Below are 26,738 nucleotides of genomic sequence, written 5' to 3'. Positions count from 1 at the left end.
ATGCTTTGGGAGGCTTTGACGTTACAGCTTGGCTATAACGCCACGCTGGTTGCTATTGGTGCGACGTTACTGGGCGTTTCGGCAGGTGTGACGGGCACGTTCTTATTCCTGCGTAAACGCGCGCTGGTTAGCGATGCCATCAGCCACGCGACCCTACCGGGCGTTTGCCTTGCCTTCATGGTGCTGGTGGCTTTCGGTGGTGATGGTCGGAATTTGATCGGACTGCTTGCAGGTTCGGCAATATCTGCATGGGTTGGTTTGCTCTGTATGAACTGGCTGACCAGTCGCACACGTTTGGCAGAAGATGCAGCGATCGGCGCAGTGTTATCGGTGTTCTTCGGTTTTGGTGTCGTACTGCTGACCGTTATTCAAACCATGGGGGTTGGACGCCAGGCAGGATTGGAAGGATTCTTGCTGGGTTCTACTGCTGGGATGCTATGGGCTGATGCTCTGGTCATCGCGATCGGTGGCGCGGCAACGTTGGTACTGGTGATGATCATCCGCCGCCCGATGACGATGGTCGCCTTCGATCCCGAATATGCCGCTGCGCGCGGGTTGCCCGTGCATCGGATTGATCTGGCGATGATGGGGCTCGTGATGGCGGTGACCGTGGTCGGGCTAAAGATCGTTGGTCTGATCCTGATTGTTGCTCTGCTGATCATCCCGCCTGTGACAGCGCGGTTCTGGACGGAGCGATCCGACCGCGTGGTCGTTCTGGCCGGTTTGGCCGGAGGTCTTGCAGGGTATCTGGGGGCAGGTATTTCGGCCTCGGCTCCGAACCTGCCGACCGGACCGATCATCGTTCTGGTCAGCTTTGGGTTCTTTGCCCTGTCTCTCCTGTTCGCGCCGGTTCGGGGCGTGTTGGCAGCTATTCTCAGCCACCTTCGGTTCCAGCGTCGAGTGCACATTCGGCAGGGACTGCTGGCACTGGCGCAGGGGCAGCAAATCTATGAACCCCTAACCATTCGCCTGTTACGCCGCACCGGCCTTGTGCGCGCCGATGGAGTTGCAACAGAGGAAGGGAGGGCGCGTGCGGCCAAGGCCCTACGAGACGAAAAGCGGTGGGAGATCGTCCGCGCGGATCAGGCGCATGAGGCCACTGCGGCGCTGTACGATGGGCTGCGCGATATCGAGACCGTGCTGACTCGCGATCAGATCGCCGAGATCGATCGCCGTATCGGCGGCCCGCAGGAGGTCACGCCATGAGCGGAGAAGAGTTCGTACCCCTGTCGCTGACGCCTTTGTTGATTGGGACATTCGCGGCCATCGCATGCGCTCTGCCCGGCAACTTTCTGGTGCTGCGCAAGCAAGCGCTGATTGGCGACGCGATCAGCCATGTGGTGTTGCCCGGTATTGTCGTCGCGTTTCTGTTGACAGGCGCAATTTCAACTTGGCCGATGATGCTTGGCGCAGCAGGGGCTGCTGTGGTCGCCGTGGTTATGATCGAAGCGATCCGGCGATTGGGTCAGATCGAGCCGGGGGCAGCGATGGGTGTCGTATTCACGACCATGTTCGCCGGTGGTGTCCTACTGCTTGAGCAGACTGACACTTCGACCGTCCATTTGGATGTTGAACATGCGCTTTACGGCAATCTGGAAAGCTTGATCTGGCTGGATGCAACGGACTGGTCGTCGCTGCTGGATCTACAGGCATTGGCAGGGTTGCCACCTGAATTGCCGCGCATTGCGCTGACACTGACGGGGGTCTTGCTATTCACGTGGTTGTTCTGGCGACCGCTCAAGATATCAACCTTCGATGAAGGCTTTGCGCGCACAATTGGTATCCGCACTGGTGCGTTAGGGATGGCGCTGGTGATCATAGCTGCGATTGCTGCTGTCGCGGCATTTGATGCAGTGGGGTCGATCATCGTGATTGCAATGTTTATCTGCCCGCCAGCTGCAGCACGGATGATGACCAACCGGTTGGAAGCCCAGATCGTCTGGAGTGTCCTGTTCGCAACCCTTTCCGCCGTGTCCGGTTATGTTTTAGCGGGCTATGGCCCATTGTGGTTGGGGGCTGCGGATGCTGTCAGCGCCGCTGGAATGATCGCCACGATATCAGGCCTGATTCTGGCGCTGACCGCTGCTTTTGGCCCATGCCGAACCCGCAGCGGAGCGCCCAGTCAGGCTTGACTTGGCGTATTCACGCCAACGCCCATCACGCAGTTTCGGCTGAACTTCGCCAAGTGGAAACAATCACGAATTCTTAACAAGATTTATTCCATTTTCGGTGATACCAAACTTTCAATTGGAAACCACAAGACCACCACTCACTCTGGTATATCCGGCCAGTTCTGACCTTAGTCGCTACCCCCTTAACGGCGCGGTCAAACTGGCCGGATACCTCGTTTAAAGCCCGCTCTTCACAATTCAAACCGGTGGTCGAATCGCGTGCGCCTATGCTAGGTCTAGCGGTATGGTGTATGCTAACCCCAATATCAGCGACGATCGGCCGGTCATTCGACAGCTTGACGACGCAGCGATCAACCGGATTGCAGCGGGTGAAGTCGTGGAACGGCCTGCTTCTGCCGTCAAGGAACTGGTCGAAAACGCCATCGATGCCGGGGCCACACGCATCGCCATTGAGGTCGCGGATGGCGGCAAGACCCTGATTCGTGTCACAGATGATGGGTGTGGGATCGCAGCCGGGGATTTGCCACTGGCGCTGTCGCGCCATGCGACGTCGAAGATCGACGGCGCCGACCTGTTGAATATCCACACCTTTGGATTTCGCGGTGAAGCACTGCCCTCGCTGGGGGCTGTCGGGCGTTTGACCATCACCAGCCGTGTCTCGGGTGCTGATGCGGCCTCGATCCAAGTGTGCGGTGGCAAAATGGATGCAGTGAAGCCAGCAGCCTTGCGCGCTGGGACTGTGGTTGAGTTGCGAGACCTGTTCTACGCCACCCCGGCACGGCTGAAATTCATGCGCACTGACCGGGCCGAGGCGCAGGCGATCTCGGACATTGTGAAACGTTTGGCGATGGCCGAGCCTTCGGTCGCGTTCACTCTGCGCGATGTCTCGGGCGGGGGAGAGGGGCGCGTGACCTTTCGTGCCGACCGCGAGAATGGCGATCTGTTTGATGCGCTGCATGCCCGATTGGCGCGCGTTCTTGGCCGTGAGTTCGCTGAGAATGCTTTGCAGATCGATGCCACACGCGAAGGGCTCAGGCTTTATGGCTATGCCGCGCTGCCGACCTATTCGCGCGGGGCTGCAGTGGCGCAGTATCTGTTCGTCAATGGGCGACCCGTGCGGGACAAGATGCTGACCGGTGCGCTGCGAGCGGCCTATTTCGATTTCCTCAGCCGCGACCGGCATCCGGCGGCGGCGCTGTTCATAGATTGCGATCCAACGCTGGTGGATGTGAATGTACATCCGGCAAAATCCGAGGTTCGGTTCCGCGACCCCGGCCTCGCGCGTGGCTTGATCGTGTCCAGCCTGCGTCACGCGTTGGCCGAGGCCGGGCACCGGGCATCTTCGACCGTGGCCAACGCAACCTTGGGTGCGATGCGGCCCGAGCCCGCACCCGCAACCCCGGCGCGGGTGTATCAAATGGATCGCCCGTCACCCGCGGCGCGTCAGGCGGCCTATCGGGCGCAGTCTCCGGGCTTTGCGGAACTGTCTCAGAACTATAGTGGACGCATCGTGGAACCGGTGCCCGAAACTGCACCGGAGGATGAGCCGCAAGACCTGCCCTTGGGGGCGGCGCGCGGGCAGGTGCACGAGAATTACATCATCGCCCAAACGGCAGACGGCATGGTGATCGTGGATCAACACGCCGCACATGAACGGCTGGTGTACGAAAAGCTCAAGGCTCAGATGGCCGAAAATGGCGTTGCCGCACAAGCGTTGTTGATCCCCGAAATCGTCGAACTGACAGACGGTGACTGCGCACGTCTGATGGCCGTTGCAGAGGACCTGTCGCGCTTTGGATTGACCATCGAATCCTTTGGTGGCGGAGCAATCGCCGTGCGCGAAACTCCGGCCATTCTTGGCGAGGTCGATGCCCGCGCGATGATCCTCGATATCCTTGATGAGCTCTCCGATCAGGGCGAAAGCCAGATGGTGCAAGCGCGGATCGAGGCGATCCTGAGCCGCGTGGCCTGCCATGGCTCGGTTCGGTCTGGCCGTCGGATGCGGGCCGAAGAGATGAATGCCCTGCTGCGCGAGATGGAGGCGACGCCCCATTCCGGGCAGTGCAACCACGGGCGGCCAACTTATGTGGAACTGAAGCTGAGCGATATCGAACGCCTGTTCGGCCGCAGTTGATCCGCTGGCCCGCTCGGGCTATGAAGAATAAAACAAGAACATCTGAGGCGATATGATCGAGATTGCTGGCACTCAATATGCGTTGAATGACCCTATTATCCTGACAGTGGGCGGGGTGGTGGTGTTGATTCTGCTGCTTCTGTTTCTGTCACTTCGAGCGTCACAGCGTTCAGCTCGGATGGCGGAGCCGCTGGCCCGGCAGATGGCGCACCTTGGGCAGCATGTGCAGCAACTTGGCCAGGGGCAGGAACAACTGCGGGGTGGCCTACAGCATGTCTCGGACACGCAGGCCAACGCGCAGGTGCAGGTGATCCAGACCGTTGAATCCCGCCTGTCATCGGTGCAACAGCAGATGAATGACCGGCTGGCCGATAACGCGATGAAATCGGCGCGCGCTCTGGCTGAGATGCAGGAGCGGATGAAGGAATCGCTGCATGGTTCGTCGAAACAGACGGCGACCTCGCTGACGCAATTGCAGGAACGTCTGGCAGCCATCGACAAGGCGCAGGACAATATCACCAAGCTTTCAGGCGACGTGCTGTCATTGCAGGATATTCTGTCGAACAAGCAGACGCGCGGGGCTTTCGGGGAAATTCAGCTGAACGATATCGTTTCGAAGGCGCTGCCATCAGATAGTTTTCTGCTGCAGGCCACGTTATCGAACGGACGGCGCGCTGATTGCCTGATCAACCTGCCGAACCCTCCCGGACCGATCGTGATCGACAGTAAGTTCCCGCTGGAAGCCTATGAGGCACTGATCGGATCGACCAATGATATGGAGCTGAAAGCAGCGGTACAAATGTTCCGCAGTACCGTGCGTAAGCACATCAACGATATTGCCGAGAAGTACATTCTGGACGGTGAAACTGCAGATGGGGCGCTGATGTTTCTGCCCTCTGAGGCAGTCTATGCCGAGCTGCACGCCAAGTTCCCTGAATTGGTGCAAGAGAGTTTCTCGAAACGCGTTTGGATCGTTTCACCCACAACTTGCATGGCGACGCTGAACACCATGCGGGCGATCCTTAAAGATGCGCGCATGCGCGAACAGGCCGGTGCGATCCGCAAGGAATTGGGGCTGCTGCATAAGGATGTGGAACGTTTAGGCGACCGGGTGTCGAACCTCGACCGTCATTTCGGGCAGGCTGCAAAGGATATCTCGGAAATCAAGATCAGCGCGGAAAAGGCGGGTCGCCGGGCGCAACGGTTGGACAATTTCGATTTCGAAGAGCTTGCGCCGGATGACCAAACAAACGTCGTGCCGCTGGGCAAAACCGAAGGGTAAGCGTTATTGGATCGACAGGTCCAAATTGTAACCAACCGTCTTGCCTGTGTCGCGATCGTTACCCATCAGATAAACACGTATGGTGTAGTCGCCATCATCGGGAAGCGCGATCCGGGCGGTATTTCCATCGATTGAGCCGTTGTAAATTGCGACGCCGTCGCTATCCGGCGGCAAGATGTTAAAGTAGATCACGCCGTTGCCATTGGTGTCACTGACCTTAAGGTCGGCGAACATCTCCTGCCCAGCCTTGGCTCCGAGTTTATAGTCGAAATATTCGTCGCCGGTGACAGTCCCATTCACCATCGTGCCGAAATTGCCCGGTTGGAATTTAACGTCTGCGGACATCTGTGCGGAAACGCTGGCTCCAAAATTCAGCAAAAGCGCTGTGACTGCCATCCTTAAGAACATTTAAAACCCCGATTTAGTTAGCGTCGATAAACAACCCTACCACGACGGATCAGATTCGAAGGAATGGCTGGAACAGGCGCGGCATCAGCTTGCTGAACTTCAGTGGAGCATCAGTGACGGCCAGGCAAATGCAGTCTTCAAAAATATCTGCCGTAGGGGTATGATGGATAGACTGGTCAGCGATTTCGACATCGCCGCGGTCGAAGCGGTCGATCTCGTCAGAGAATGCACCCTGCAGGACCATCGTCAGTTCTATGCCATTATGGCTGTGATCCGGCACTGCTGCCCCGGCGGGGATAAACAACAACCGGGCGGTGGCTTCGCTGGTCGTGGGCAAGATTGCCTGTTTGACACCCATGCCGACGGGCTTCCATTTGATCGCGTTCACGTCGCCACCGACATAGTCCTGCAGCGGTGTCGGAAGAACTGCGCAAGACGGGTGCGCGGGTTTCACCTTTGGTGCGCCCTGAGCAATCAATGCCATTGTTGCCGCCAGTGAGCCGTCACTCATGCTTGCTGACGCATCTTGTTCCTGCAAAACGCATCCGCCAACTGCGTCAAAGCTTTCAGCGCGGGCGCGGCAGTGGTCGCACAGAGACAGATGCGTTGCGACCATCAGGTCAAACGCTTCGGGCAGATTGCCTGCGGCATAGGCCATCAGCAGGTCGTCTGTCAGGTGATGTTTAATCTCGTTTTTCATGCTCGTCATCTCAGTTCATCGCGTGGCGCAAGCGGTCCAGCGCCAGCCGTATCCGTGATTTGATCGTTCCCAAGGGCAACCCGGTCTGAGATGCGATTTCTCGATGGCTCAGATCTCCGAAGTAGGCCTTCTCGATCAGCTGTCTTTGCGCCTCAGGTAATGCCGCCATGGCATCACGCAGCTGCGCGGTTTCCTGTTGCAGAGCTAGAACGTCTTCCTGTTCCGGCTCCGCCTCCGGCCCCCACCCGAGGTCTTCGGGTTCGGGGCGGCGTTGCTTGCGCAATACGTCAATGCGCTTGTTCCTTGCGATCGTGAACACCCAGGTCGCAACCGTTGCCCTTGTCGGGTCAAACAGATGAGCCTTGTGCCACAAGGTCGCCATGACCTCCTGCGCGCATTCTTCAGCCAGGGCGGCATCCGAACCGGACTTGATCAGGAACGCCTTGATACGAGGCGCGAAATGCTGAAAAAGTTCGGCGAAGGCCGCCTGATCCTGAGCGTCTCGGATTCGACGGACGTGTTCCACCCAATCCTTTCTGGCGCCGCAAGTATTATTCTGTCCGTTCACCGAGTTGCCCTTAAAACGCTTAGGTCCGCGCCAAACAATTCTTCCAGCAGCTTCTGCCGCCGGTTCGTCCAATGTCGCGGTGTCAGTCTCGGTAAACATAACCACAATACGTGGGGACACCCAAGGTGGATCAGTCGGTTGGATAAATTTCATCCAAAACCGGCTGAATATCGTATTGTGAGATACCAGATATGCGGAAATGCATGTCAATTGAATGATTTGAGGGCAGGACGGAAAATCTGTTTCATGAACAGAATTGATTATATCGCGGGCCATACCTTTCACGGGCGCAAAGGTGCGGTCGAGAATGCGTTTCGCTATTCCGTCGATTACATCTTGCTAGACCCCGAGGCCCACCCCAAGACCCCATCCCTGTTTTCGATCAATGGCGCGAACATGACAAGCTGGCGAGATTGCGATCATGGGGGTGAACCTGGTCAGGGTCGCGGGGCGATCTGGCTGCGTGAATGCTTTGAGGCGCAAGATATTCCACAACCGGACAGGATGACCTTGCTGACACAACCCCGTGTGTTAGGGCATGTGTTCAATCCGGTCAGTTTCTGGTTCTGTTTTGATAAAGATAACCAGCTTTATGCTGTGGTGGCCGAGGTGACCAACACTTATGGCACACGCCACAGCTACTTGTGCCACAAACCCGATCTTTCATCGATTGCACCTACCGATCGGATACTTGCGGACAAGCTGATGCATGTCTCTCCGTTTCAGAAGATCGAGGGCACCTATACCTTCCGCTTTGACTATCAGGACGAACGTGTTGGTGTCTGGATCGATTATGGGCGTGCCCGAGGCGGTTTGATTGCCACGCTGACCGGTCCGCGCCAGCCGTACAGCAACCGGATCATTCTAAAGTCTCTCTGGCGGCGTCCGTTCGGCGCGCGCCGGGCGGTGTTTCTGATCCACTGGCAGGCGGTGAAGCTGTGGTTCAAACGGGCGCGGTTCAGCCCGTTTCGCACCGCGCCGGTTCCCGATCAGCCTGTATCCCGGTCGCGGCACTAAAGCCCTCCGCTTTGCGCAAGATCAAAGACGGTCACCTGTGGGATCGTGCAGAAATGCCTGGACCGCGAACACGAGGAGTTGAGACAGATGTTGGAAATCTCGGCAAGAAAAATCGCCCAGGTCGCCATGATGGGGCGTGAACTGGACCGGGCCGAGGGCGAATTGCGCGCATTCATCGACCGTATGGGTGAGGATGAGCAAGCAGAGCTGGTGGCCGTCATGTGGATCGGTCGAGAAAGCTTTTTTGCCGAGGATTTGGCCGAAGCGATTGCGACGGCTAAGTCCGAAGCCTCGACGCCTTGCGCGGATTATCTGATCGGAACACCGCATTTGTCGGACCATCTGGAAAACGGTTTGGATGCGCTGGGAATTTCAGCCGAGGACGTTGAAAACGATCTGATGTAGTCGGTGATCTGGCGACGGGTCAGCTTATCCTAGCGTATGAAGCAAAATTAATGCGGCCTTCCGTCGGGGTTAATGTCGAGTTCTTTGATCAGGTTCATCAAACACAGCGATGAATCTAGGAGGAACCGTCATGGCACATGTCAATGCAACCGGAGCAGATCATCGGGATCTGCTTTTTGGTCAACTTGTGAACCAAACAGTGCCAAAGTCAGGATGGCAGCGCCGCAAGGTCTACAAGAACACGATCCGGGCGCTTGAAGAACTCAGCGATCGTCAGCTTTTTGATATCGGCATTCCGCGTGGTGAGATCAGGCGGCGCGTATATCGGAACGTCTATCAGAGCATACCCTATCTGAACGGCGTTTAAGCCTTTCCGGCGCTGAACGGAAATCGGTCCATTTTAAATTTTGCTGAGGTAACAAGTATGCTGGATGCCAACCCAATCCCGAAACAACCCCCTTCAAAAAGCGCATTGATGCTGTTTGACCGGGCGATGAGAATACACGCGATCAGGGCGGATATCGTTTGTGCCGCCCAAGAACTGAACCGGCTTTCTGATTCCGATCTGTCAGAACTGGGCATCAATCGCTGTGATGTTGAAGCGGTGATTGCGCAATACATCTGACGATAGCGGGTTAAGCCGCATTAAGAACGCAGCCGCTCCGAAAGTACCGGAGCGGCTGTTTGTGATTTAGGCCGTGTGGTCCACGATCTGCAGGTGCTGCGCCAGCGTGTCGATCTCGCGCATCCAGTCCTGCACCAGCTTCGGGTCGCTGGGTGCAGCGTGAACTCCTGCGGGAATAGCGCGGTTCAGCACGGCCTCGACGGCCAGTGAAACCGGGATCGAAACCAGCCGCGCCATCGCCGTCCCGCGCGCGTCGCCCCAGGCATCCATGACATAGGTTTTGTGCCAAACTTCAACGCCGTCCTTTTCCGCCTTCAGGCCCACACATAAAACCACGCGGTCAGGCTCGCCCTCGTCATAGGCGTTCTCGGCCCAGAACTGATCCGACATCTCTTTCAAGCGCGCATCGCCTTCGGGGCCGGACAGCGTTTCGATTTCGGTGAACACATCCGACCACGCCTCAGCCCAGCCGTTCAGGCGCAGGGTGCCACGGACAAATTCCTTGACCGGCCAGTGATCCTCGAACTGGTACTCGGCCTTGAAGGGGATCGAGTCGCGGTTCGGGTAAACTTCGAAGCTTTCCGGAGTGGGCAGCGGCGCGATGTAGCTGGTGATCGCGTCCCAAGGTCGGGCGACATCCAGCGGCGCGTAGTCCCGGATTGACTTGGATGGAGAGCGCAGCGCCTTGAGCACACCCAGAGGCGACCAGCTGAATTTGTAGCGGAACGGGTTGGGATTCTTGGGAACGCCTCCGCAATAAGAGATAAAGCTCAGGTGGTTTTGGGGATCAAACGCGTCCGAGGCGCGGTAATCGGCAACCAGCGCATGCGCCATCAGATGGTCGATGCCCGGGTCCAACCCAACTTCGTTAACCAGCGCTACTCCGGCCTCGCGGGCCTTGCTGTCCAGCGCGCGCATCTCAGGTGCGATATATGAGGAAGAGACAAAGTTGGCTTCTTTCGAGATTGCCAATTCTGCCAAAGGTACATGCCAGTCACCAGGCAGCATCGATACGATGGCGTCACCTTTTTCCAGCACCGCACCCAATGCGTCGATGTCGAAGGCGCGGATGTCGTCGGTGAGGTCACCGACCTCTGTCTTGGCCTTCTCAATGGTCCGGTTCCAGACAGTGACTTTGTGCCCGCCTTCAATAAGACGGCGCAGGCCGGGGATGGCCGACAGGCCGGTGCCGCACCAGTGAATCGTCATCGCTCAGATCCCTTCAATATGAGTTTCGTAAGTTGCTTCTGCCCGGCCCCAGACGCCGCTATCCAGATCGGTGAGGGTCAACAACGACGGAAGTAATTGCGCCGCGTAGTCCTCGGAACTTTCGACAGGCAGCATCGACGGCAGGTTGTCGATCGCCATAACATCCATCACCGGATCGGTGGCCACGCGCAAGGCGGGGGCATCCCATGTGGTCGCGCGGTCATAGACCGGCACTGGGTTGTAATCGCTATCCGGGTCGCAGGCCACATCGCCGATAGCTGTAAGGTTCCGCGAGGTGGTCAGCGCTGACCGTGGGACAAAGACCGGTGTGCCGGGACGAGCGAAGATACAGTTCAAGAACAGGTCGTGATCGAGGATTTCTGGGAATGGTCCGCCGCGGGCGGTTTCGGCCATGTCCCACTTGGTAACGCTGACGCCCATTGCCTCGCAGAGATCAGCCGCGCCTGTGCCAACACGGCCCAACGCACCGATGACGATGGCGCGGGGACGGTCGGCGCCGGTGGAGTCCAGCTCGGCCAGCAATTCGGCATTCAACGTGTCTTTGTTCTTATAAACACCAACCGGCGGGCATTCTTCATTTCGTTGCTGGGCCGCCCATGTCTTGAGCGTCACGGCAGCCCCCGCGTATCCAGCCCAATAGCCGAAAGCGGCAACCCGGCGGCCGTTTTCCTCGACCAGATACTCCAGATCATAAAGTGTGCCGCCGCCAGCCTTGAACCGCTGCAAAAGCGCGCGTCCTGAATGTTGCCCCTTATAGGCATGGCCGAACATGATATGGCGGTGGGGCAGGGGCGTGCCGTCCTCGGGCAGCTCCTTGAGGCCAAAGATGATCGCGTCCAGCGGGGCATTGGGCCAGGAATTCTCAGCCGCGATTTCACAGCCCGCGTCCTTGTAGCCATCAATTGCGATGGCGCGGACGGAACTTTCCTCGACCGTCACGCGGATGCCTGCCGCGATCAACGCGGCAGTGCCTTCGGGGGTCAGCCCGACCCGTTCCTCGTTCGGGCGCTGTTCTGCCCGGACCCAGAGATGTGTCATTCCAATTCCTTTTGTCAGAGCATACCGGCAGCGCGTACCGCCTGTACCGAGGGACGCGCCTCCATCGCTTCTCGGAAGGCGATGATCTTTGGAAAGGCCGAGACGTCAACACCGTCGCCCTCCAGCCAGCTGCAAACCACGTACAGGTACGCGTCGGCCAGCGAGAACGCCTCGCCCAAAACAAACGGCCCACGCAACCCGTTCGACGAGATATATGCGCAGGACTCAGTCATGTTTTGCGCGACTTTGTCCTTCATGTCTTTCCAGCTGGATTTCTTGTCTGCCCAACGGGGCCCGCGCATCTTGTGGGCATGGTTCACATGCATGGTCGAGGCGAGATAAAACATCACCTCTCGCATCCGCGCCGCCATAACCGGATCTGATGGCACCAATCCCGCCTCAGGCGCTTTAGCGGCAGTGTATTCCAGCAACGCTCCGGTTTCGGTCAGAATGACGCCATCCACAACCAGTGCCGGGACCCGACCTTTTGGATTGATCTGCTTATAGGCGGGTTTGGTTTGCTCACCTCCGGCAAAGTCCAGTTGGATGGCCTCATACTCAAGCCCGGCCTCTTCCAGCGCAATTGCCACGGCGACCGAGATTGTGCGGGGGGCATAATAAAGTTGCATTGTAGCCTCCTTACAGATGGGTCTGCGCGAACTGACGGTCTGGCGCTTCCAGATGGGGTACTGCGTTGAACAGAACCGGACTTAGCTGCGCGCCAATCGGGTGCAGACGATGCATCGACGTGTTCATGATGGCAAGCGCCACCCGCGCCATCGATGGGATGTCCAAGCCCATCGCCTGCCGCACCACCATCGAGATCAGCCCGCCCGAGGTCACGACAATTGCCGGACCGCCTTCGGTGCCTATCTCACGCAGAGCATCGCGAACGCGAGTCTCGAACTCTTCAAAGGATTCTGGCGTATCTTCGATCTCGCCCCGGGACCAGGCGGCAAAGGTGCGGGGCAAGTGCTCGACAAAGCCTTCGCGGTCGGTTGGTATTTCAACCCCGTGCTGCTGTTGGAATAACTGGGCAAGGGTGAAATACTCGATCTCATTCAGCCGCGCATCCCGAGTTGGCTGCGGCAGCCCCATGCTGGCCGCAGTTTCCACGTGCCGGTTGAGTGTGCCGCAATAAACCCGAGGGTAATGCAGGCGGGTATCGCGCAAATGCGCGCCCAGCCAACGGGCCTGTTGGTGACCGAGTTCGCTCAGCCGGTCATAGCTCAGCTCATCCCGTGCGGTTGTGTTGGCCTGCCCGTGGCGCACTAATGTGATATGTGACATGATGATCCCTCTTGCGTTGACGTCTTAGGGCAGGTTCGGGGCCGGGACCAGAGGGCTTTCACGCGGGCCCGAAAAAACTCCTATATCAGGCGAAGTTTACCGCTATGGTCACCCCGACAAGGAGGACCCATGGCTGTCGATCACACACGGTTTCTGACCGATCTGCACACGCTGCGTTCATTCGGGGCTTCGGGCGTCGGCAAGGGCGTCATCCGTCCCGCCTATTCCAAAGCTGATATCGCCGCGCGCCAGTGGCTCGCCGCGCGCATGGCCGAGGCTGGGCTGACCCCGCATGTCGACCCGGTTGGAAACATGTTCGGGTTGGCCGAAGGCCGATCACTGCTGATGGGCTCGCATTCCGACAGCCAGCCCGAGGGCGGTTGGCTGGACGGAGCCCTGGGCGTCATTGCGGCACTGGAAATCGCGCGCTCCAGTGACCGACCCATCTCGGTCGTCAGTTTTCAGGACGAAGAGGGGCGGTTCGGCGTCACCACCGGATCGGCGGTCTGGTCAGGTGGATTATCTTTGGAACAGGCGGACGTGCTGACTGATGGCTCAGGCGTCACCTTTGGCAGCGCGCGGGCTGAAATGGCAAAGAAGTCGCAAGGCTTTGTTGATCCTGTCCGGTTCAGCGGTTTCATCGAAATGCACATCGAACAGGGCCCGGCACTGGATGCAGCCGGTGAACAGATCGGCGTTGTCACCGATATCGTCGGCATCCGCGATATGGTCATCACCTTCCAAGGCCAGCAAAACCATGCTGGAACCACGCCAATGCACTTGCGACGTGACGCGTTTCAGGCCCTGTCGCTGTTCAACACGCGCCTCAATGACCGTTTCCGTAATGTGGTCACGCCGCAAACCGTCTGGACCATCGGGCGTGTTGATGTTCACCCCAATGCGTCCTCTATCGTGCCGGGACGGGTGCGGTTTTCGATGCAATGGCGCGACGGCGATCCTGAGCGTCTGGTGCGTATGGAAGACATCATTCGCGCGACCGCACAGCAGATTGCCGAAGAGCAGGGCGTAACACTAACCTACGGCCCGATGCTGGGGTTAGAGCCCGTCAGCATGGACCCGGTTTTGCGCGGTGCGCTGGAAAGCGGCGCGCAGGCCATTGCGCCTGGGCGTTGGCGCAATATGCCATCCGGAGCGCTCCACGATGCCACCAATGTCTCGCGCCTGATGCCGGTTGCGATGCTCTTTGTCCCGTCGATTGACGGAATCAGCCACGATTTTGCCGAAGACACAGCCGAAGAGGATTTGGTTGCAGGTCTCAGGGTGCTTGATCGCGCAGTCCATTCCCTTGAGGAATGAAGGTAAGTTGAAGACCATTTCACGATTTTCCACGCTAAACCAAGTTACTATCGAGGATGTCTACCAGCTATGGGTGGGTGCTCGGCACAGTTTTACTGACTCCGAACAAGGAGTGTTGCCTAACGGAAAAAAGTTTCCTATAGGAACATTATTGATGCATGCACCCGTATACTGTTCTGCCGTGATCGAGGCGATCTGCTGAAATCCTGGGCTGAATCGTTGCAATCTGTGCAGCTTGGGTCAGACTGACAGGAACGTTTCTGGGTAACTGATACAAAGCAGGTGGCCACCATGACTTCATCCTTAAAACGCACGCCTCTTCACGCTTTGCATGTTGAGTTGGGGGGTAAGTTGGTTGATTTTGCGGGTTGGGAGATGCCTGTTCAGTATCCTTTGGGGATCATGGGAGAGCATAAGCAGTGTCGTGAGAAGGCGGCGGTGTTTGATGTGTCTCATATGGGTCAGGTTATTCTGCGCGGCGAGAATGTGGGCGAGAAGCTGGAAGCTTTGTGCCCGCAGGCTTATGCGACGCTGAAAGAGGGCAAGGCGCGGTACGGGTTCTTTACGAACGCAGAAGGCGGGATCATGGATGACCTGATCGTGTCGAACGCGGGCGATCATTACTTTGTGGTGGTGAACGCGGCGCTACGCCATCAGGACATTCCGCATATGCGTGAGCACCTCGAAGGCGTCGAAGTGATCGAGATTTTCGACCGCGCGCTGGTGGCGGTTCAGGGCCCTGCGGCGGAAAACGTTGTGGGCGAACTGTGCCCCGCCGCGCGGGATCTGAAGTTCATGGAAACCACGGTGGCCGAGATCAACGGCGTCGAATGCCGCATCTCGCGGTTGGGGTACACGGGCGAGGACGGGTACGAGATCTCGATCCCCGAAGACAAGGCGATCGAGATCACCAAGGCGTTTCTGGCGCATGAGGATTGCGAAGCGGCCGGTCTGGGCGCGCGCGACAGCCTGCGGCTTGAGGCAGGTCTGTGCCTTTATGGCAATGACATCGACCAGAGCACCTCGCCGGTCGAGGCCTCGCTGGGCTGGGCGATGCAAAAGCGCCGCAAGGAAGAGGGCGGTTTCCCGGGCGCGGCCCGCGTGCAAAAGGAACTGGCCGAAGGTCCCGCGCGCAAGCTGGTGGGCATCAAGCCCGAAGGCCGTGCGCCTGCGCGTCAGGGTGTGGAAGTGCGGTGCCTTGAGGGCAACAGCATCGGTCAGATCACCTCGGGCGTGTTTGGCCCCACGGTGGGTGGACCGGTGGCGATGGGCTATGTGAGCAAAGGCCATGGCGAGCCGGGCGAGAAGGTGAACCTGATCATCCGGGGCAAGCCGCAACCGGCTGAGATCGTGGCGCTGCCCTTCGTCAAACAGAATTACAAGCGTTGAAGTCAGGAGAGAGAGACATGGCAACCTATTATTCCGAAGAGCATGAATGGCTGAGCGTTGACGGCGACACCGCCACGCTGGGCATCACCAAACACGCCGCCGAGCAGTTGGGTGACGTGGTGTTCGTGGAACAGCAGGAAGCAGGCGACGAGTTCGAAAAAGGCGGCGAGATCGGCGTGATTGAATCCGTCAAGGCGGCGTCCGAGCTTTACGCACCGGTCGACGGCGAGATCACCGAGGTGAACGAGGCGCTGGCCGACAATCCCGGCGCGCTGAACGAAGACCCCGAAGGCGAGGCCTGGATCTACAAGATCAAGATCGCGGACGCCTCGCAGCTCGAAGACCTGATGGACGAGGCCGGCTACAAGGCCTTCATCGGTTAACTCAGGCGGCGGGTCCGTGCGCGGCCCCGCCCCTTCATCTGTTTCCAAATACTTCCGCCGGAGGCTCCTGCCGTCTCCGCCGGGCCTGACCTATCCTTGAGGAGCGCACACATGGCCTTCAAACTGACCGATTACGAAGCCTATGACTTCGCCAACCGCCGCCATATCGGGCCCAGCCCGACCGAGATGCGCGACATGCTCAAGGTGATCGGCTTCAAGACACTGGACGAGCTGATCGACGCCACCGTCCCGCCGGCGATCCGGCAGAAAGAGCCGCTGGACTGGGGTCCGGCGATGACTGAGCGCGATGCGCTCTTTCACATGAAAGAAGTGGCGAGCAAGAACAAGGTTCTGACTTCGCTGATCGGTCAGGGCTATTATGGCACCACCACGCCGGCGCCGATCCTGCGCAACATTCTGGAGAACCCGGCCTGGTACACGGCCTACACGCCTTATCAGCCCGAGATCAGCCAGGGCCGACTTGAGGCGCTCTTGAACTTCCAGACCATGGTCAGCGACCTGACCGGGCTGGACGTGGCCAACGCGTCCTTGCTGGACGAAGCGACTGCTGCGGCGGAAGCCATGGCGATGGCCAAGCGCGGTGGCCGGTCCAAGGCCAACAATGCAGCCTTCTTTGTCGACAAGAACTGCCACCCGCAGACCATCGCGGTGATTAAAACGCGCGCCGAGCCTCTGGGCATCGAGGTGCAGGTGGCTGATCCGGACACGCTGGATGCGGGCGCGGTCTTTGGCGCCATCTTCCAGTATCCGGGCACGCACGGCCATGTGCGCGACTTCACCAAGGAAATCGCGGCGCTGCATGAACACAAGGCGATTGCCATCGTCGCCGCCGATATCCTGTCGCTGGCGCTGCTGAAGTCGCCCGGCGAGATGGGCGCGGATATCGCCATCGGCTCGACCCAGCGCTTTGGTGTGCCGATGGGCTATGGTGGCCCGCACGCCGCGTATATGGCGACCACCGACAAGCTGAAGCGCTCGATGCCGGGCCGGATCATCGGTGTCAGCATCGACAGCCGGGGCAACAAGGCTTACCGCCTGGCGCTGCAGACCCGCGAACAGCACATCCGGCGTGAGAAAGCCAACTCGAACGTCTGCACCGCGCAGGCGCTGCTGGCGGTGATTGCCTCGATGTATGCCGTGTATCACGGCCCCGACGGCATCAAGGCCATCGCGCAATCGGTGCACCGCAAGACCTCGCGTATGGCCGCCGGTCTGGAAGAGGCAGGCTTTGCTGTGGAGCCGGAAGTGTTCTTCGACACGATCACGGTTGAGGTTGGCCATCTGCAGAAAACGGTCATGGAGGCCGCTGTGGCCCGGGGCGTCAACCTGCGTAAGGTCGGCGACACGAAAGTGGGCATCAGCCTGGACGAACAGACCCGGCCCGAGACCATCGAGGCGGTCTGGGGGGCCTTCGGCATCGACCGCAAGGATGACAGCTCAAACGTGGCCTATCGCCTGCCGGATTACGCGCTGCGCGAAAGCGAGTACCTGACCCACCCGATCTTCCACAAGAACCGGGCCGAGGCCGAGATCACGCGCTACATGCGCCGTCTGGCCGACCGCGACCTGGCGCTGGACCGGGCGATGATCCCGCTGGGCTCGTGCACCATGAAGCTGAACGCCACGATCGAGATGATCCCGGTCACCTGGCCCGAGTTCGGCAACCTGCACCCGTTCTGCCCCGAAGATCAGGCGCAGGGCTATCATGAGATGATCGATGATCTGAACGACAAGTTGTGCCAGATCACCGGCTATGACGCGATCAGCCAGCAGCCCAACTCGGGCGCGCAGGGTGAATACGCAGGCCTCTTGACCATCCGCAACTATCACTTCGCCCGGGGCGAAGGGCAGCGCAATGTCTGCCTGATCCCGACCTCGGCGCATGGGACCAACCCGGCCTCGGCGCAGATGGTCGGCTGGCAGGTTGTGCCTGTGCAGGCGGATGAGAAGGGCAACATTGATCTGAATGACTTCCGCGCCAAGGCCGAAAAGCACTCCGATCATCTGGCCGCCTGCATGATCACCTACCCCTCGACCCATGGCGTGTTCGAGACCACCGTGCAGGAGGTCTGCCAGATCACCCATGATCACGGCGGTCAGGTCTATATCGACGGCGCCAACATGAACGCCATGGTGGGTCTGTCGCGTCCCGGAGACATCGGCGGTGACGTCAGCCACCTGAACCTGCACAAGACCTTCTGCATCCCCCATGGCGGCGGCGGCCCCGGCATGGGTCCGATCGGCGTCAAAGCGCATCTGACCGAGCATCTGCCCGGCCACCCGGAATACGGCACTGCCGTGGGTCCGGTCTCGGCGGCGCCCTTTGGGTCGCCCTCGATCTTGCCGGTTAGCTGGGCCTATGTGCTGCTGATGGGCGGCGCGGGTCTGACGCAGGCCACGAAAGTGGCGATCCTGAACGCCAACTACATCGCGGCGCGGCTCAAGGATGCCTACCCGATCCTCTACACCTCGGAAACGGGTCGCGTGGCGCATGAATGCATCCTCGACACCCGCCCGCTGGACGAAGCGGCCCATGTCAGCGTCGATGACATTGCCAAACGTCTGGTGGACAGCGGCTTCCACGCGCCCACCATGTCCTGGCCGGTGGCCGGCACCCTGATGGTCGAGCCCACGGAATCGGAACCCATGGACGAGCTGGACCGCTTCTGCGACGCCATGCTGTCCATCCGCTCCGAGGCACAGGACATCATCGACGGCAAGATCGATGCGGAAAACAACCCGCTGAAAAACGCTCCCCACACGGTGCGCGATCTGGTCGGCGACTGGGACCGTCCCTACACCCGTGAACAGGCCTGCTTCCCCCCGGGCTCCATGGGCGTCGACAAATACTGGTCCCCCGTCAACCGCGTCGACAACGCATACGGCGACAGAAACCTCATCTGCACATGCCCGCCAATGACCGAATACATGGACGCAGCTGAATAAACCTCAATCAATAAACCCCCGCCAACTGGCGGGGGTTTCAATCCGAATTCGGGAACGACTGCTCGCGGCCGAAGTGCTAAAGAAGGTGGAGGAGAAATGAAGCATTATGTCCCTGTAAATGACCATGCGCATTTGACCGAAACCACGTTGGCACGTTCCAAACGAGATCATCAGATCGAGATCATTCTTTGCGAGGGCGGAGCGGAAGCATCGGCAGATATGCTGGTTGATTTCTATCGTGCCCTGAATGAACTGAACGAAGGCCATACATACATTACAAATATCCGCACCATTGCCGACGGTGCTGCGGGCGGACCCTTGCACTGGGCCGGGCGAACCGCGATTTTCTGGGGGGATATCTATAAAAGCTGGCCTCTGACACCGTCGGACAAAACCTGGATCGCCCAAGTATTGAACCTGTCCTACCGATCAATTCTCGTTGGCGGTGCAGTGTTTCTTCTCGCCCAGACTAGTCGCGCAACCAAGCGGATTGCATCGGTTCACCCCAACTTTTCTGCCGCAGCGCAAGAGGTTGGACTGATCGACGTCGGTTCGGGTACATACTGGTCCTCGGATAGCCGCACCCATAGCGCATCAACCAGATTGGGCACGTTGCGTTTGTTGTCCGATTTTGTTGCCTTTGATCACGGCGAGCATCTGGCCGAGTCAGTACGCAGCTATATCGGGTTGGCCGACAGGCAAACTACATGCGCAAGCCAACTGGCAGCTCGATTGATCAGACGTTCAAAAGCCGACCCAATGGTGCGACAGGTTGTTGAAAAGATGCAGAACAATCTGGAGGATCCGCTTAGGATACCGGAACTTGCGATGGCGCTTGGTACATCAACGCGCCAGTTACAGCGGCGGTTTCTGGACAGAACGGGTGTAAAACTGCTGACAACGTATCGGGAACTTCGCCTAGAACGGGCCTATGGCCTGCTTCAATTTACCGAGATGACCTATCTTGAAGTGGCGACCGCTACGGGCTTTTCTTCCACAAGTGCATTGGTGCGTGCGTTCCGGGATCACTATGATGCATCGCCCGAAAGTGTACGAAATCGGCGATTTGCAGGCAAAACTCAGGCTGTTTAGCTTGATCGTGTGAATCGACAGCGCAGTCGAATGCGGTTGATATCACACTGGGCCTGAACTTTTGGCATTCACCATTCATGAGGTTGACGACAGATACGATTGTTAGTCCAGTTAACAATGCTTTGCCACCGGCCCAAATATTGGCCCGGCTAAATCCTCAGTTGCCGTCTTTCAGACAAGCTCGCAGCTACGCGCTGGCCAATTGTTGTCGTAGGACCTCTCGCTTGTGATCTGCGAAGTTGATACGCTGGTGTTTCGATCGATACGATATTGTACGGGCCGGTTATCCATCCAGGTCCGCACTGGGAAAAGAGAGCATGAAACCTAGGAATTTCGTTCCGAAAGGGGCCGCGACCTTCGACATCGATTATGACGGATCATCCAACGAGATCTATTTTCTGTTGCTGCCGAAACTCACCATGCTTGCCTTTAGCGCAGCGGTTGAACCGCTGAGGATCGCCAATCAGGTCACCAACAAAGAGCTCTACAAGTGGTTTCTGATCTCTGAGGATGGGAACCCTGTTCGATGCTCCAATGGAGTCGAAATAGCAGCTGACTTGGCTCTGCATAATTTACCGCGATCATCCAGATTGTTTGTGTGTTCAGGGATCGAACCATCGGAAAGCATTAATTCAACGATCCTTTCGTGGATCAGCCGTCAGAAAGCGTTTGGCTGCAAGCTTGGTGGAATTTGTACCGGCGCATTTACGCTGGCCAAGGCAGGCATGCTGACCGGCAAGAGGTTCACACTGCATTGGGAAAACCAACCCGCCTTTGTTGAACACTTCGAACACCTGACACCATCGGCTAACCTGTATGAGATTGACAATGATCTGATGACCTGCGGTGGAGGTAACGCGGCAACCGACATGGTACTGGACATGATTGAAACCGACTTCGGAAAGGATCTGGCCATCATCGTCTCGGACATGTGCATCCACTCACGATCCAACAATCAAAAAACGCTCCAGAAATCCGCGTTTTCTGTCGCGTTGGGCAGTCGGAACCAATACCTGATCAACGCCATCCAGATCATGCATGAGAATCTGGAAGAGCCTCTGGATATCTCTGAGATCGCCAAGATCGTTCAGATTTCTCGCCGACAGTTGGAGCGGCTGTTTCAAAAGTATGTCGAGGTTTCCCCGGTACAATTCTACATCGAGTTGCGTGTGGCGCGCGCCTACGCGTTGCTAAGCGAAACAGAAATGACCGTTGCTGAAATTGCGGCCGCCACGGGTTTTGGCAGCGCGACCCAACTGACAGTTCGGTTCAAGAAACGATACGGCGCAGCGCCGACTTCATTCAGGCGTGGCTGGTCGGGACAGAACGATTGAGAGATGCCGTGCCGGTGGACCCGTCTGCCATCGTACTCTACCAATCAGGGCTAGAGTCCGAGTTCGCCCCGCTCGGATAGCACCTATAATCTGGGAACATTAACCGCCATGGAATTGAACCAACCCGAACTTCGCCAACTTAGGCGGTCATTCCACAGACACCCCGAATTGGGCTTCAATGAAACGAAAACCAAAGCCAAAGTTGCGGCGCTGCTACGTCAATACGGGCTTGAAGTTCATGAAGGCGTGGGCGTGGTGGGTATCCTCAGGGCCGGTCAAGGCAACCGCGCGATCGGATTACGCGCAGATATGGACGCGCTACCCATTCAGGAAGCCAGCGATCATGATTACGTGTCACAAAATCCCGGCATTATGCACGCCTGTGGCCATGATGGTCACATGACGATGCTGTTGGGCGCAGCAAAGACTTTGTCCTCGGATCCCGGTTTCAGCGGCACGGTGGTGTTCCTGTTTCAACCGAATGAAGAGCTTGGACTGGGGGCTAATGCAATGCTGGACGAGAATGTCTTGACGCGATTTCCAATCGAAGAAGTCTACGCCATACATAACCTGCCTGGGGCACCCGCCGGGCAGATGTCGACCCGAACCGGTTTAATATGCACATCAGAAAGCCTTTTCGAAATTACGATCAATGGACAAGGCGGCCATGCGTCCATGCCGCAGTCTGGACGTGATGCGCTAACCGTTGGGTCAGAAATCGTTCTGGCGCTTCAGACAATTGTCGCACGCAAGCTGGCCCCGGGCGCCGGGGCGGTTGTGTCAGTGACCGAATTTCTGACCGACGGGCAGCGCAACGTTCTGCCAGGAACGGCAACGCTAAAGGGTGATGCGCGGGCTTGCAGCCCTGAAGATCGAAACAAGATCGAAGAACACATGCGCAAGATTGCGCATGGCATCGCATCCGCCCATGGCGTTGAAGTCCAAGTGGATTTCAAAACCGAATTCATCGAAACAGTCAACGCACCGATCCCGACCGAGGCTGCCATCCGCGTCGCGCAGCTATCCGGGCTGGACACACTTCCCAATCGTCAACCGATGAGCTTTTCAGAGGATTTCGCGCATTTTTGCAAAGCCGTACCCGGCTGCTTTATCCTACTGGGCAACGGTGAATCCGGCCCCAACGGTCAACCGCTGCATTCGAACGACTACGATTTCAACGATGCGTTACTGCCGATCGGCGCGGAATTCTGGGCAAATCTCGTGCGCGACAGGCTTCCGCTGCAAGACGAAGACTGAACGAGGCCCAGCAACATAGCACCTTCGAACGGCCGTCAGATGAATGATCTAAGACGGCCGCTCACACTATAATTTGGACCTTACCCTTGCTAGAGCCTGATGCGGAATGCCGCAAACCCATCAGCGCCTTCACCGGCATCCTCGATGGTGACGCCTTTGACTTCGCCCATGTAGTCGCGCGCCTTTGGACCAGTTTCAAACAACACGGTAGTGTCAGAAAGCGGCGCGAACGACCAGTTTGCATCGGCCTTGGGATCGATTGTTCCTTGCTCGACGATATACCGCACGATCACGTCGCGGTTGGTGTCAGGGGCTTCGAACACGACGGTATCACCCATTGCGCCCGGGAAAGAGCCGCCGCCCGAAGCACGATAGTTGTTGGTGGCAATGATGAACTCCATGTCATCCGTGACCGCCTCACCGTTGAAGGCCAAATCTACGATACGGGCTGCATCCGGGTTGATCTCTTCCCCCTTGGGTCCAAAGCGCGACGGTTGCGATAAGTCGATCTGGTAGGTCACACCGTCCATCACGTCGAAATTGTAAGACGGGAAGTCCGGGTTTAGCAAAATCGCATCCTCTGATCCCGCCTCGATCTGGTTGAACATACCCGCCGAGCGTTCCAACCAACCCCGAACCTGTGCACCGTTCACCCGCACCGCGCGCACGGTATTGGGATACAGGTAAAGATCAGCCACGTTTTTGATCGCAACATCGCCCACCGGAACATCTGTGTAATAGTCCGGGCCGCCGCGACCCCCTGCCTTGAACGGCGCTGCAGCCGATAGAATGGGCAGACCTTCATGTTCGGTGCCCTTCATCATCTCTTCGACGTACCATTTCTGCGCAATCGAGACGATTTGCACCGATGGATCATCCGCAACCAACGCGAAGTAGCTGTGCAGCGGGGCCGAAGTCTTGCCGACCGCGCGGCGTACATAGGCCAGTGTTTCGTCATGATCTTTCGCCACCGAGTCCAGCACCTTCTGATCGTCGCCAACAAGTGCCGTGATCGAACGATCTTCGTTGCGCTTTGAAATCGGGCGCGCCTCAGACGTTGTCGTCACAACCCGCCATTCGTTCCCGTCGCGCTCAAGCAGCAGGTCCAGCAGGCCAAGATGTGACCCCCAAAAGCCGCCCATGACCGCCGGTTTGCCCATCAAGGTCCCCTTGTCGACATCAATTCCAGGGCGATCCGCAAAGGTAGCGGACGGGAATACCAGGTGATTGTGCCCGGTCACCAGCGCGTCGATGCCATCGACCCCTGCCAAAACGACCGACGCATTTTCCATTCCATCAGCGTGATCCGCATCCCCAATGCCGGAATGCGACAGGGCGATGACCAGGTCGCAACCCTGCTCTTGCATCTCGGGGACGTAAGCCTGCGCAGTTTCGACAATGTCACGCGCCTGCACGTTGCCTTCCAGATGCTTGCGATCCCAGTTCATGATCTGAGGTGGCGTGAAACCGATGACACCAATCTTGATCGGATGCTTGCTGCCATCCCCCATTTCAATCTCACGCTCAAGGATGGCATAGGGCTTCACCAGAGTCGTATCATCGCGGGGGGACGCCCCAGTCTCTTTTGCGACATTGGCCAGAACCACGGGGAATTCTGCACCAGCAAGCGCTTTTTCAAGGAAATCTAGGCCATAGTTGAACTCGTGATTGCCCAAAGTGGCAGCGTCATAACCAACAGTATTGAAGGCAGTGATGATCGGATGGCTATCGCCTTCTTTCATGCCACGCTCATAGGCGATGTAATCGCCCATCGGATTGCCTTGCAGAAAATCTCCATTATCGACGAGCAGCGAATTTGTCGCCTCGGAACGGATCTCATTAATGATCGAAGCGGTCCGCGACAGCCCGACAGTATCGCGCGGTTTGTCCGCATAGTAATCGTATGGGAACACGTGAACATGGATGTCGGTGGTTTCCATGATCCTCAGATGCGCCTGATTGTTGGCCGCCGCCGCCGAAAAGGGATGCAAGGTGATGGCAGCTGCGCTGGCGGTCGTAGTGGCAAGAAACTGACGGCGCGAAATCAAACTACGATTGGAATAGGACATAAGGCACCTCTCAGGTTTGTGGATCGACGCGTGTTCTGGATGCTTTTCACAACAAGGGTATGACAGTGAAGATCTTTGCAACAAACATGTCGAACTTGGGGGTAGGATCCTAAAAGCCTATTGTATTGAGTTGCACAGTCCAAGCCACTTTACGCACCAAAGGCGATTGCAGCGAACTGCCCCCATCGTCAGGCCTTCCAACCGATGGATGGCGGTTTCCGCGAGAGCGCTAGCTGAGAGTCAGACCCCCGAACAGCGGTCAAAGAGCGTCGCAACGCGCATAAGACCCTTGAGCCTGCCGGACATGATCTCGACGCGGTTTTGCCGTCTGTACCGACGCTTGTCATATTTGACCGGGGTCTTGCTTTGCGTTCAGCCTGCATTGCAGGCACGTATCCCCTTGTCTTGCAATGCTTCCCGGAACCGGTCGGCATCGTGGCCGCGTTCCCTGGGCAATCATTCGACATTTAGAAAGTCGCCAAGCATCGCGCATGCGCCAATGCCGACGCTGACCTGTCCGGCGGTGACAATCAGGTTAAGCGAACGCCTCTGGCTATCGCAGATGGCGTGTGACTTGGTGTTCGTGCCGCGCTTGGTTCGACCAATCAGACGCCCCCCTGCGCCGTTTTTCAAGAATTAACAAACACTTGCAACTTGCTTACATCAATTTTCTTTCAGAACATTCCCGTGTCCGGCCCGCCCAAAGTAAACATATTCAGAGCTGTATTCATCGCCGTCAGTTCGATTCTGGTGCTCGTTATCGTTGCCGCGTCAGTAGTCATATGACCCTCATTGCTGGTCTGGCGGCTCATCATCTTCACCAATATTTGTTTGTTCCGCACGGGTGGTCAAAACCGAATTGGGCACCACTTATCCGGATGAAGGCGAGCTGATCGACTAGGTGCAGCGGGCATTCGGCGATGGGATAAGCGCGCGGTACTCTTGGCTTTATCGAACCACTCGTGCGCTTCAGGTTTCAGCGGTTTTCTATCTGTTTGGCCTCGTTATGGTGCGAATTCAGGGTTTCAAGCTCTGCCCTGGAGGCGTTACGATCATTGCCATCGTGTTGGGTTGGTTCATGATACTGATCACTATGCAGATTATCTAAAAGATACTTTGGATTCTAAATGTTGGCTGGGTGATGAAATCCGCCATAATGATCCTGCTGCTGGTCTGCGGTAACCTTGGGAGCCTTCAATGTGGCTTCGCCAATGAAATCATCCTACCGACCATCATTCCTTCGTTTGTAGCCGGGATGGTCTATCTTACGGTCATCATCTTCACCTACATGGGGTTCGAAATTTGACCCGATTATATTTGAGATCTGATTCAAAGGCGCACTGGCATCAACGCTAGCTGACCAGCCCAGTCGCGCTCACAATGAAATTCCGCGTGTATTAATGGCAACTGCTACTCAGCTGCGCTCTTTAGTGAAGCCATAAGGTTGCGAAACTTCTCACCCTGTACGGCGACATGGTCACGCAGCGCATTCGCTGTTTCTTCCGGTACGCCTTTTTTCAGGGCTCTGACAATTTCTTCGTGTTCGGCCATGGACTGGGCCATACGACCACGGAACCGAAGCTGCTGTCGACGGAATGGTTTGAGCCTTCTGTGCAGCTTGGAAGTTTCTTGCTCTAAGAATGCATTGCCGGACTGTTGATAGATGATTCGATGGAACCGCTCGTTTTCCAGGTAGTACGCATCGGGATTGCCCGCATCCACGGCCAGTTGGCATTTGCTGTTAGCTTCGGTCAGTTCAAGCAAAGCTTCATCGGAAATGCGCAACGCCGCAAGTCGACCGCACACGGCTTCAAGCTCGGCCATGACCTCGAACATCTCCATCAGTTCCACCGGGCCGGGCTGTCGGACAAAAGCGCCCCGCCGCGCTATCAGATCGACCAACCCCGACAAGGCAAGTCTCTGGAATGCTTCCCTAAGTGGCGTTCGTGAGACCCCGAACTGCTCAGCCAGTTTGACCTCATCTAGACGGTCACCGTCCGAAAATGTCCCGTCAAAAATCAGCTCTTCCAAATCCTGAGCGATGGTATCTGCAAGTCGTTGGTCCATAGGTTTCTGTTTTACTTGTGATTAGGCGAGAACT

Annotated in this window: 25 protein-coding genes and 1 pseudogene; 16 read left to right on the top strand and 10 right to left on the bottom strand. The window is 57.6% G+C overall.

Going from position 1 to position 26,738, the window contains the following annotated elements:
- From ACR0I1_RS10980 to ACR0I1_RS10965, 4 genes are all read left to right on the top strand, one after another.
- Window positions 1-1,206 (top strand): metal ABC transporter permease, encoded by a 1,206-nt coding sequence (locus ACR0I1_RS10980; protein WP_480706441.1) that lies wholly within the window; start codon window positions 1-3, stop codon window positions 1,204-1,206.
- Complete coding sequence (locus ACR0I1_RS10975) at window positions 1,203-2,132, top strand: metal ABC transporter permease (protein WP_480706439.1); 930 nt, start codon at window positions 1,203-1,205, stop codon at window positions 2,130-2,132. The genes ACR0I1_RS10980 and ACR0I1_RS10975 overlap by 4 nt, the downstream gene beginning before the upstream one ends.
- Before the next feature lie 283 nt (window positions 2,133-2,415).
- On the top strand, window positions 2,416-4,266 hold the full coding sequence (gene mutL, locus ACR0I1_RS10970; protein WP_480706437.1) for a DNA mismatch repair endonuclease MutL: 1,851 nt from the start codon (window positions 2,416-2,418) through the stop codon (window positions 4,264-4,266).
- A 52-nt stretch (window positions 4,267-4,318) separates the two neighbouring features.
- Window positions 4,319-5,548, top strand: a complete 1,230-nt coding sequence (locus ACR0I1_RS10965) for a DNA recombination protein RmuC (RefSeq protein WP_480706435.1) — start codon at window positions 4,319-4,321, stop codon at window positions 5,546-5,548.
- A gap of 3 nt (window positions 5,549-5,551) precedes the next feature.
- Here ACR0I1_RS10965 and ACR0I1_RS10960 read toward each other — a convergent pair whose 3' ends face one another.
- The 3 genes from ACR0I1_RS10960 to ACR0I1_RS10950 all read right to left on the bottom strand — a co-directional run bounded on the left by ACR0I1_RS10960 (window position 5,552) and on the right by ACR0I1_RS10950 (window position 7,182).
- On the bottom strand, window positions 5,552-5,893 hold the full coding sequence (locus ACR0I1_RS10960) for a hypothetical protein (RefSeq protein WP_480706433.1): 342 nt from the start codon (window positions 5,891-5,893) through the stop codon (window positions 5,552-5,554).
- 112 nt (window positions 5,894-6,005) lie between these two features.
- Window positions 6,006-6,656 (bottom strand): ChrR family anti-sigma-E factor, encoded by a 651-nt coding sequence (locus ACR0I1_RS10955; RefSeq protein WP_170648750.1) that lies wholly within the window; start codon window positions 6,654-6,656, stop codon window positions 6,006-6,008.
- A 10-nt stretch (window positions 6,657-6,666) separates the two neighbouring features.
- A complete protein-coding gene (locus tag ACR0I1_RS10950; protein WP_370644455.1) occupies window positions 6,667-7,182 on the bottom strand; it encodes a sigma-70 family RNA polymerase sigma factor in 516 nt (171 codons plus the stop codon).
- Between the two features lie 288 nt (window positions 7,183-7,470).
- Here ACR0I1_RS10950 and ACR0I1_RS10945 point away from each other — a divergent pair, with 288 nt between their 5' ends.
- The 4 genes from ACR0I1_RS10945 (at window position 7,471) to ACR0I1_RS10930 (ending at window position 9,271) form a co-directional block, all read left to right on the top strand.
- A complete protein-coding gene (locus ACR0I1_RS10945; RefSeq protein WP_480706430.1) occupies window positions 7,471-8,241 on the top strand; it encodes a DUF1365 domain-containing protein in 771 nt (256 codons plus the stop codon).
- Between the two features lie 87 nt (window positions 8,242-8,328).
- On the top strand, window positions 8,329-8,646 hold the full coding sequence (locus tag ACR0I1_RS10940) for a DUF3775 domain-containing protein (protein WP_170408475.1): 318 nt from the start codon (window positions 8,329-8,331) through the stop codon (window positions 8,644-8,646).
- Between the two features lie 130 nt (window positions 8,647-8,776).
- On the top strand, window positions 8,777-9,013 hold the full coding sequence (locus tag ACR0I1_RS10935) for a DUF1127 domain-containing protein (protein WP_480706428.1): 237 nt from the start codon (window positions 8,777-8,779) through the stop codon (window positions 9,011-9,013).
- A 57-nt stretch (window positions 9,014-9,070) separates the two neighbouring features.
- Entirely contained in the window at window positions 9,071-9,271 is a 201-nt protein-coding gene (locus tag ACR0I1_RS10930; protein ID WP_480563455.1) for a DUF1127 domain-containing protein, read from the top strand.
- Window positions 9,272-9,337: 66 nt separating this feature from the next.
- Here ACR0I1_RS10930 and ACR0I1_RS10925 read toward each other — a convergent pair whose 3' ends face one another.
- The 4 genes from ACR0I1_RS10925 to ACR0I1_RS10910 are packed head-to-tail and all read right to left on the bottom strand — an operon-like array spanning window position 9,338 to window position 12,829.
- Window positions 9,338-10,480, bottom strand: a complete 1,143-nt coding sequence (locus tag ACR0I1_RS10925) for a saccharopine dehydrogenase C-terminal domain-containing protein (RefSeq protein WP_170394592.1) — start codon at window positions 10,478-10,480, stop codon at window positions 9,338-9,340.
- 3 nt (window positions 10,481-10,483) lie between these two features.
- Window positions 10,484-11,539: a saccharopine dehydrogenase gene (locus ACR0I1_RS10920; protein WP_170394589.1), complete on the bottom strand. Its 1,056-nt coding sequence runs from the start codon at window positions 11,537-11,539 to the stop codon at window positions 10,484-10,486.
- Window positions 11,540-11,553: 14 nt separating this feature from the next.
- Entirely contained in the window at window positions 11,554-12,168 is a 615-nt protein-coding gene (locus ACR0I1_RS10915) for a glutathione S-transferase family protein (RefSeq protein WP_480706426.1), read from the bottom strand.
- A 10-nt stretch (window positions 12,169-12,178) separates the two neighbouring features.
- The gene (locus ACR0I1_RS10910) at window positions 12,179-12,829 is read right to left on the bottom strand and encodes a histidine phosphatase family protein (protein WP_170513888.1); all 651 of its coding nucleotides are present in this window, start codon (window positions 12,827-12,829) and stop codon (window positions 12,179-12,181) included.
- Between the two features lie 129 nt (window positions 12,830-12,958).
- Between ACR0I1_RS10910 and ACR0I1_RS10905 the strand changes: the two genes are divergently transcribed.
- The 7 genes from ACR0I1_RS10905 (at window position 12,959) to ACR0I1_RS10875 (ending at window position 22,568) form a co-directional block, all read left to right on the top strand.
- Window positions 12,959-14,146, top strand: coding sequence for a Zn-dependent hydrolase (locus ACR0I1_RS10905; RefSeq protein ID WP_480706424.1), 1,188 nt, complete (start codon window positions 12,959-12,961; stop codon window positions 14,144-14,146).
- A 291-nt stretch (window positions 14,147-14,437) separates the two neighbouring features.
- Window positions 14,438-15,535, top strand: a complete 1,098-nt coding sequence (gene gcvT / locus ACR0I1_RS10900) for a glycine cleavage system aminomethyltransferase GcvT (protein WP_480706422.1) — start codon at window positions 14,438-14,440, stop codon at window positions 15,533-15,535.
- 17 nt (window positions 15,536-15,552) lie between these two features.
- A complete protein-coding gene (gene gcvH, locus ACR0I1_RS10895) occupies window positions 15,553-15,918 on the top strand; it encodes a glycine cleavage system protein GcvH (RefSeq protein ID WP_170393732.1) in 366 nt (121 codons plus the stop codon).
- Window positions 15,919-16,029: 111 nt separating this feature from the next.
- A complete protein-coding gene (gene gcvP, locus ACR0I1_RS10890) occupies window positions 16,030-18,885 on the top strand; it encodes an aminomethyl-transferring glycine dehydrogenase (RefSeq protein ID WP_170663326.1) in 2,856 nt (951 codons plus the stop codon).
- A 96-nt stretch (window positions 18,886-18,981) separates the two neighbouring features.
- On the top strand, window positions 18,982-19,977 hold the full coding sequence (locus ACR0I1_RS10885; protein WP_170596135.1) for a helix-turn-helix domain-containing protein: 996 nt from the start codon (window positions 18,982-18,984) through the stop codon (window positions 19,975-19,977).
- 317 nt (window positions 19,978-20,294) lie between these two features.
- Window positions 20,295-21,311 carry a GlxA family transcriptional regulator gene (locus ACR0I1_RS10880; RefSeq protein ID WP_170394570.1) on the top strand — a complete coding sequence of 339 codons (1,017 nt, stop codon included), beginning with the start codon at window positions 20,295-20,297 and terminating at the stop codon, window positions 21,309-21,311.
- 108 nt (window positions 21,312-21,419) lie between these two features.
- Window positions 21,420-22,568 (top strand): amidohydrolase, encoded by a 1,149-nt coding sequence (locus tag ACR0I1_RS10875; protein ID WP_480706419.1) that lies wholly within the window; start codon window positions 21,420-21,422, stop codon window positions 22,566-22,568.
- Window positions 22,569-22,657: 89 nt separating this feature from the next.
- Here ACR0I1_RS10875 and ACR0I1_RS10870 read toward each other — a convergent pair whose 3' ends face one another.
- Both ACR0I1_RS10870 and ACR0I1_RS10865 read right to left on the bottom strand, forming a co-directional pair.
- Window positions 22,658-24,637: a bifunctional 2',3'-cyclic-nucleotide 2'-phosphodiesterase/3'-nucleotidase gene (locus ACR0I1_RS10870; RefSeq protein WP_480706417.1), complete on the bottom strand. Its 1,980-nt coding sequence runs from the start codon at window positions 24,635-24,637 to the stop codon at window positions 22,658-22,660.
- A 240-nt stretch (window positions 24,638-24,877) separates the two neighbouring features.
- Window positions 24,878-25,267, bottom strand: a pseudogene (locus ACR0I1_RS10865) (IS5/IS1182 family transposase); the annotation flags it as partial.
- A gap of 511 nt (window positions 25,268-25,778) precedes the next feature.
- Between ACR0I1_RS10865 and ACR0I1_RS10860 the strand changes: the two are divergent.
- Complete coding sequence (locus tag ACR0I1_RS10860) at window positions 25,779-25,943, top strand: hypothetical protein (RefSeq protein ID WP_170732836.1); 165 nt, start codon at window positions 25,779-25,781, stop codon at window positions 25,941-25,943.
- A 104-nt stretch (window positions 25,944-26,047) separates the two neighbouring features.
- Here ACR0I1_RS10860 and ACR0I1_RS10855 read toward each other — a convergent pair whose 3' ends face one another.
- Window positions 26,048-26,704 carry a GntR family transcriptional regulator gene (locus ACR0I1_RS10855; RefSeq protein ID WP_170423179.1) on the bottom strand — a complete coding sequence of 219 codons (657 nt, stop codon included), beginning with the start codon at window positions 26,702-26,704 and terminating at the stop codon, window positions 26,048-26,050.
- Window positions 26,705-26,738 lie beyond the last annotated feature (34 nt).

This window comes from Ruegeria sp. B11 (assembly GCF_056539785.1).
This window is presented reverse-complemented; position numbering and strand designations above follow the sequence as displayed.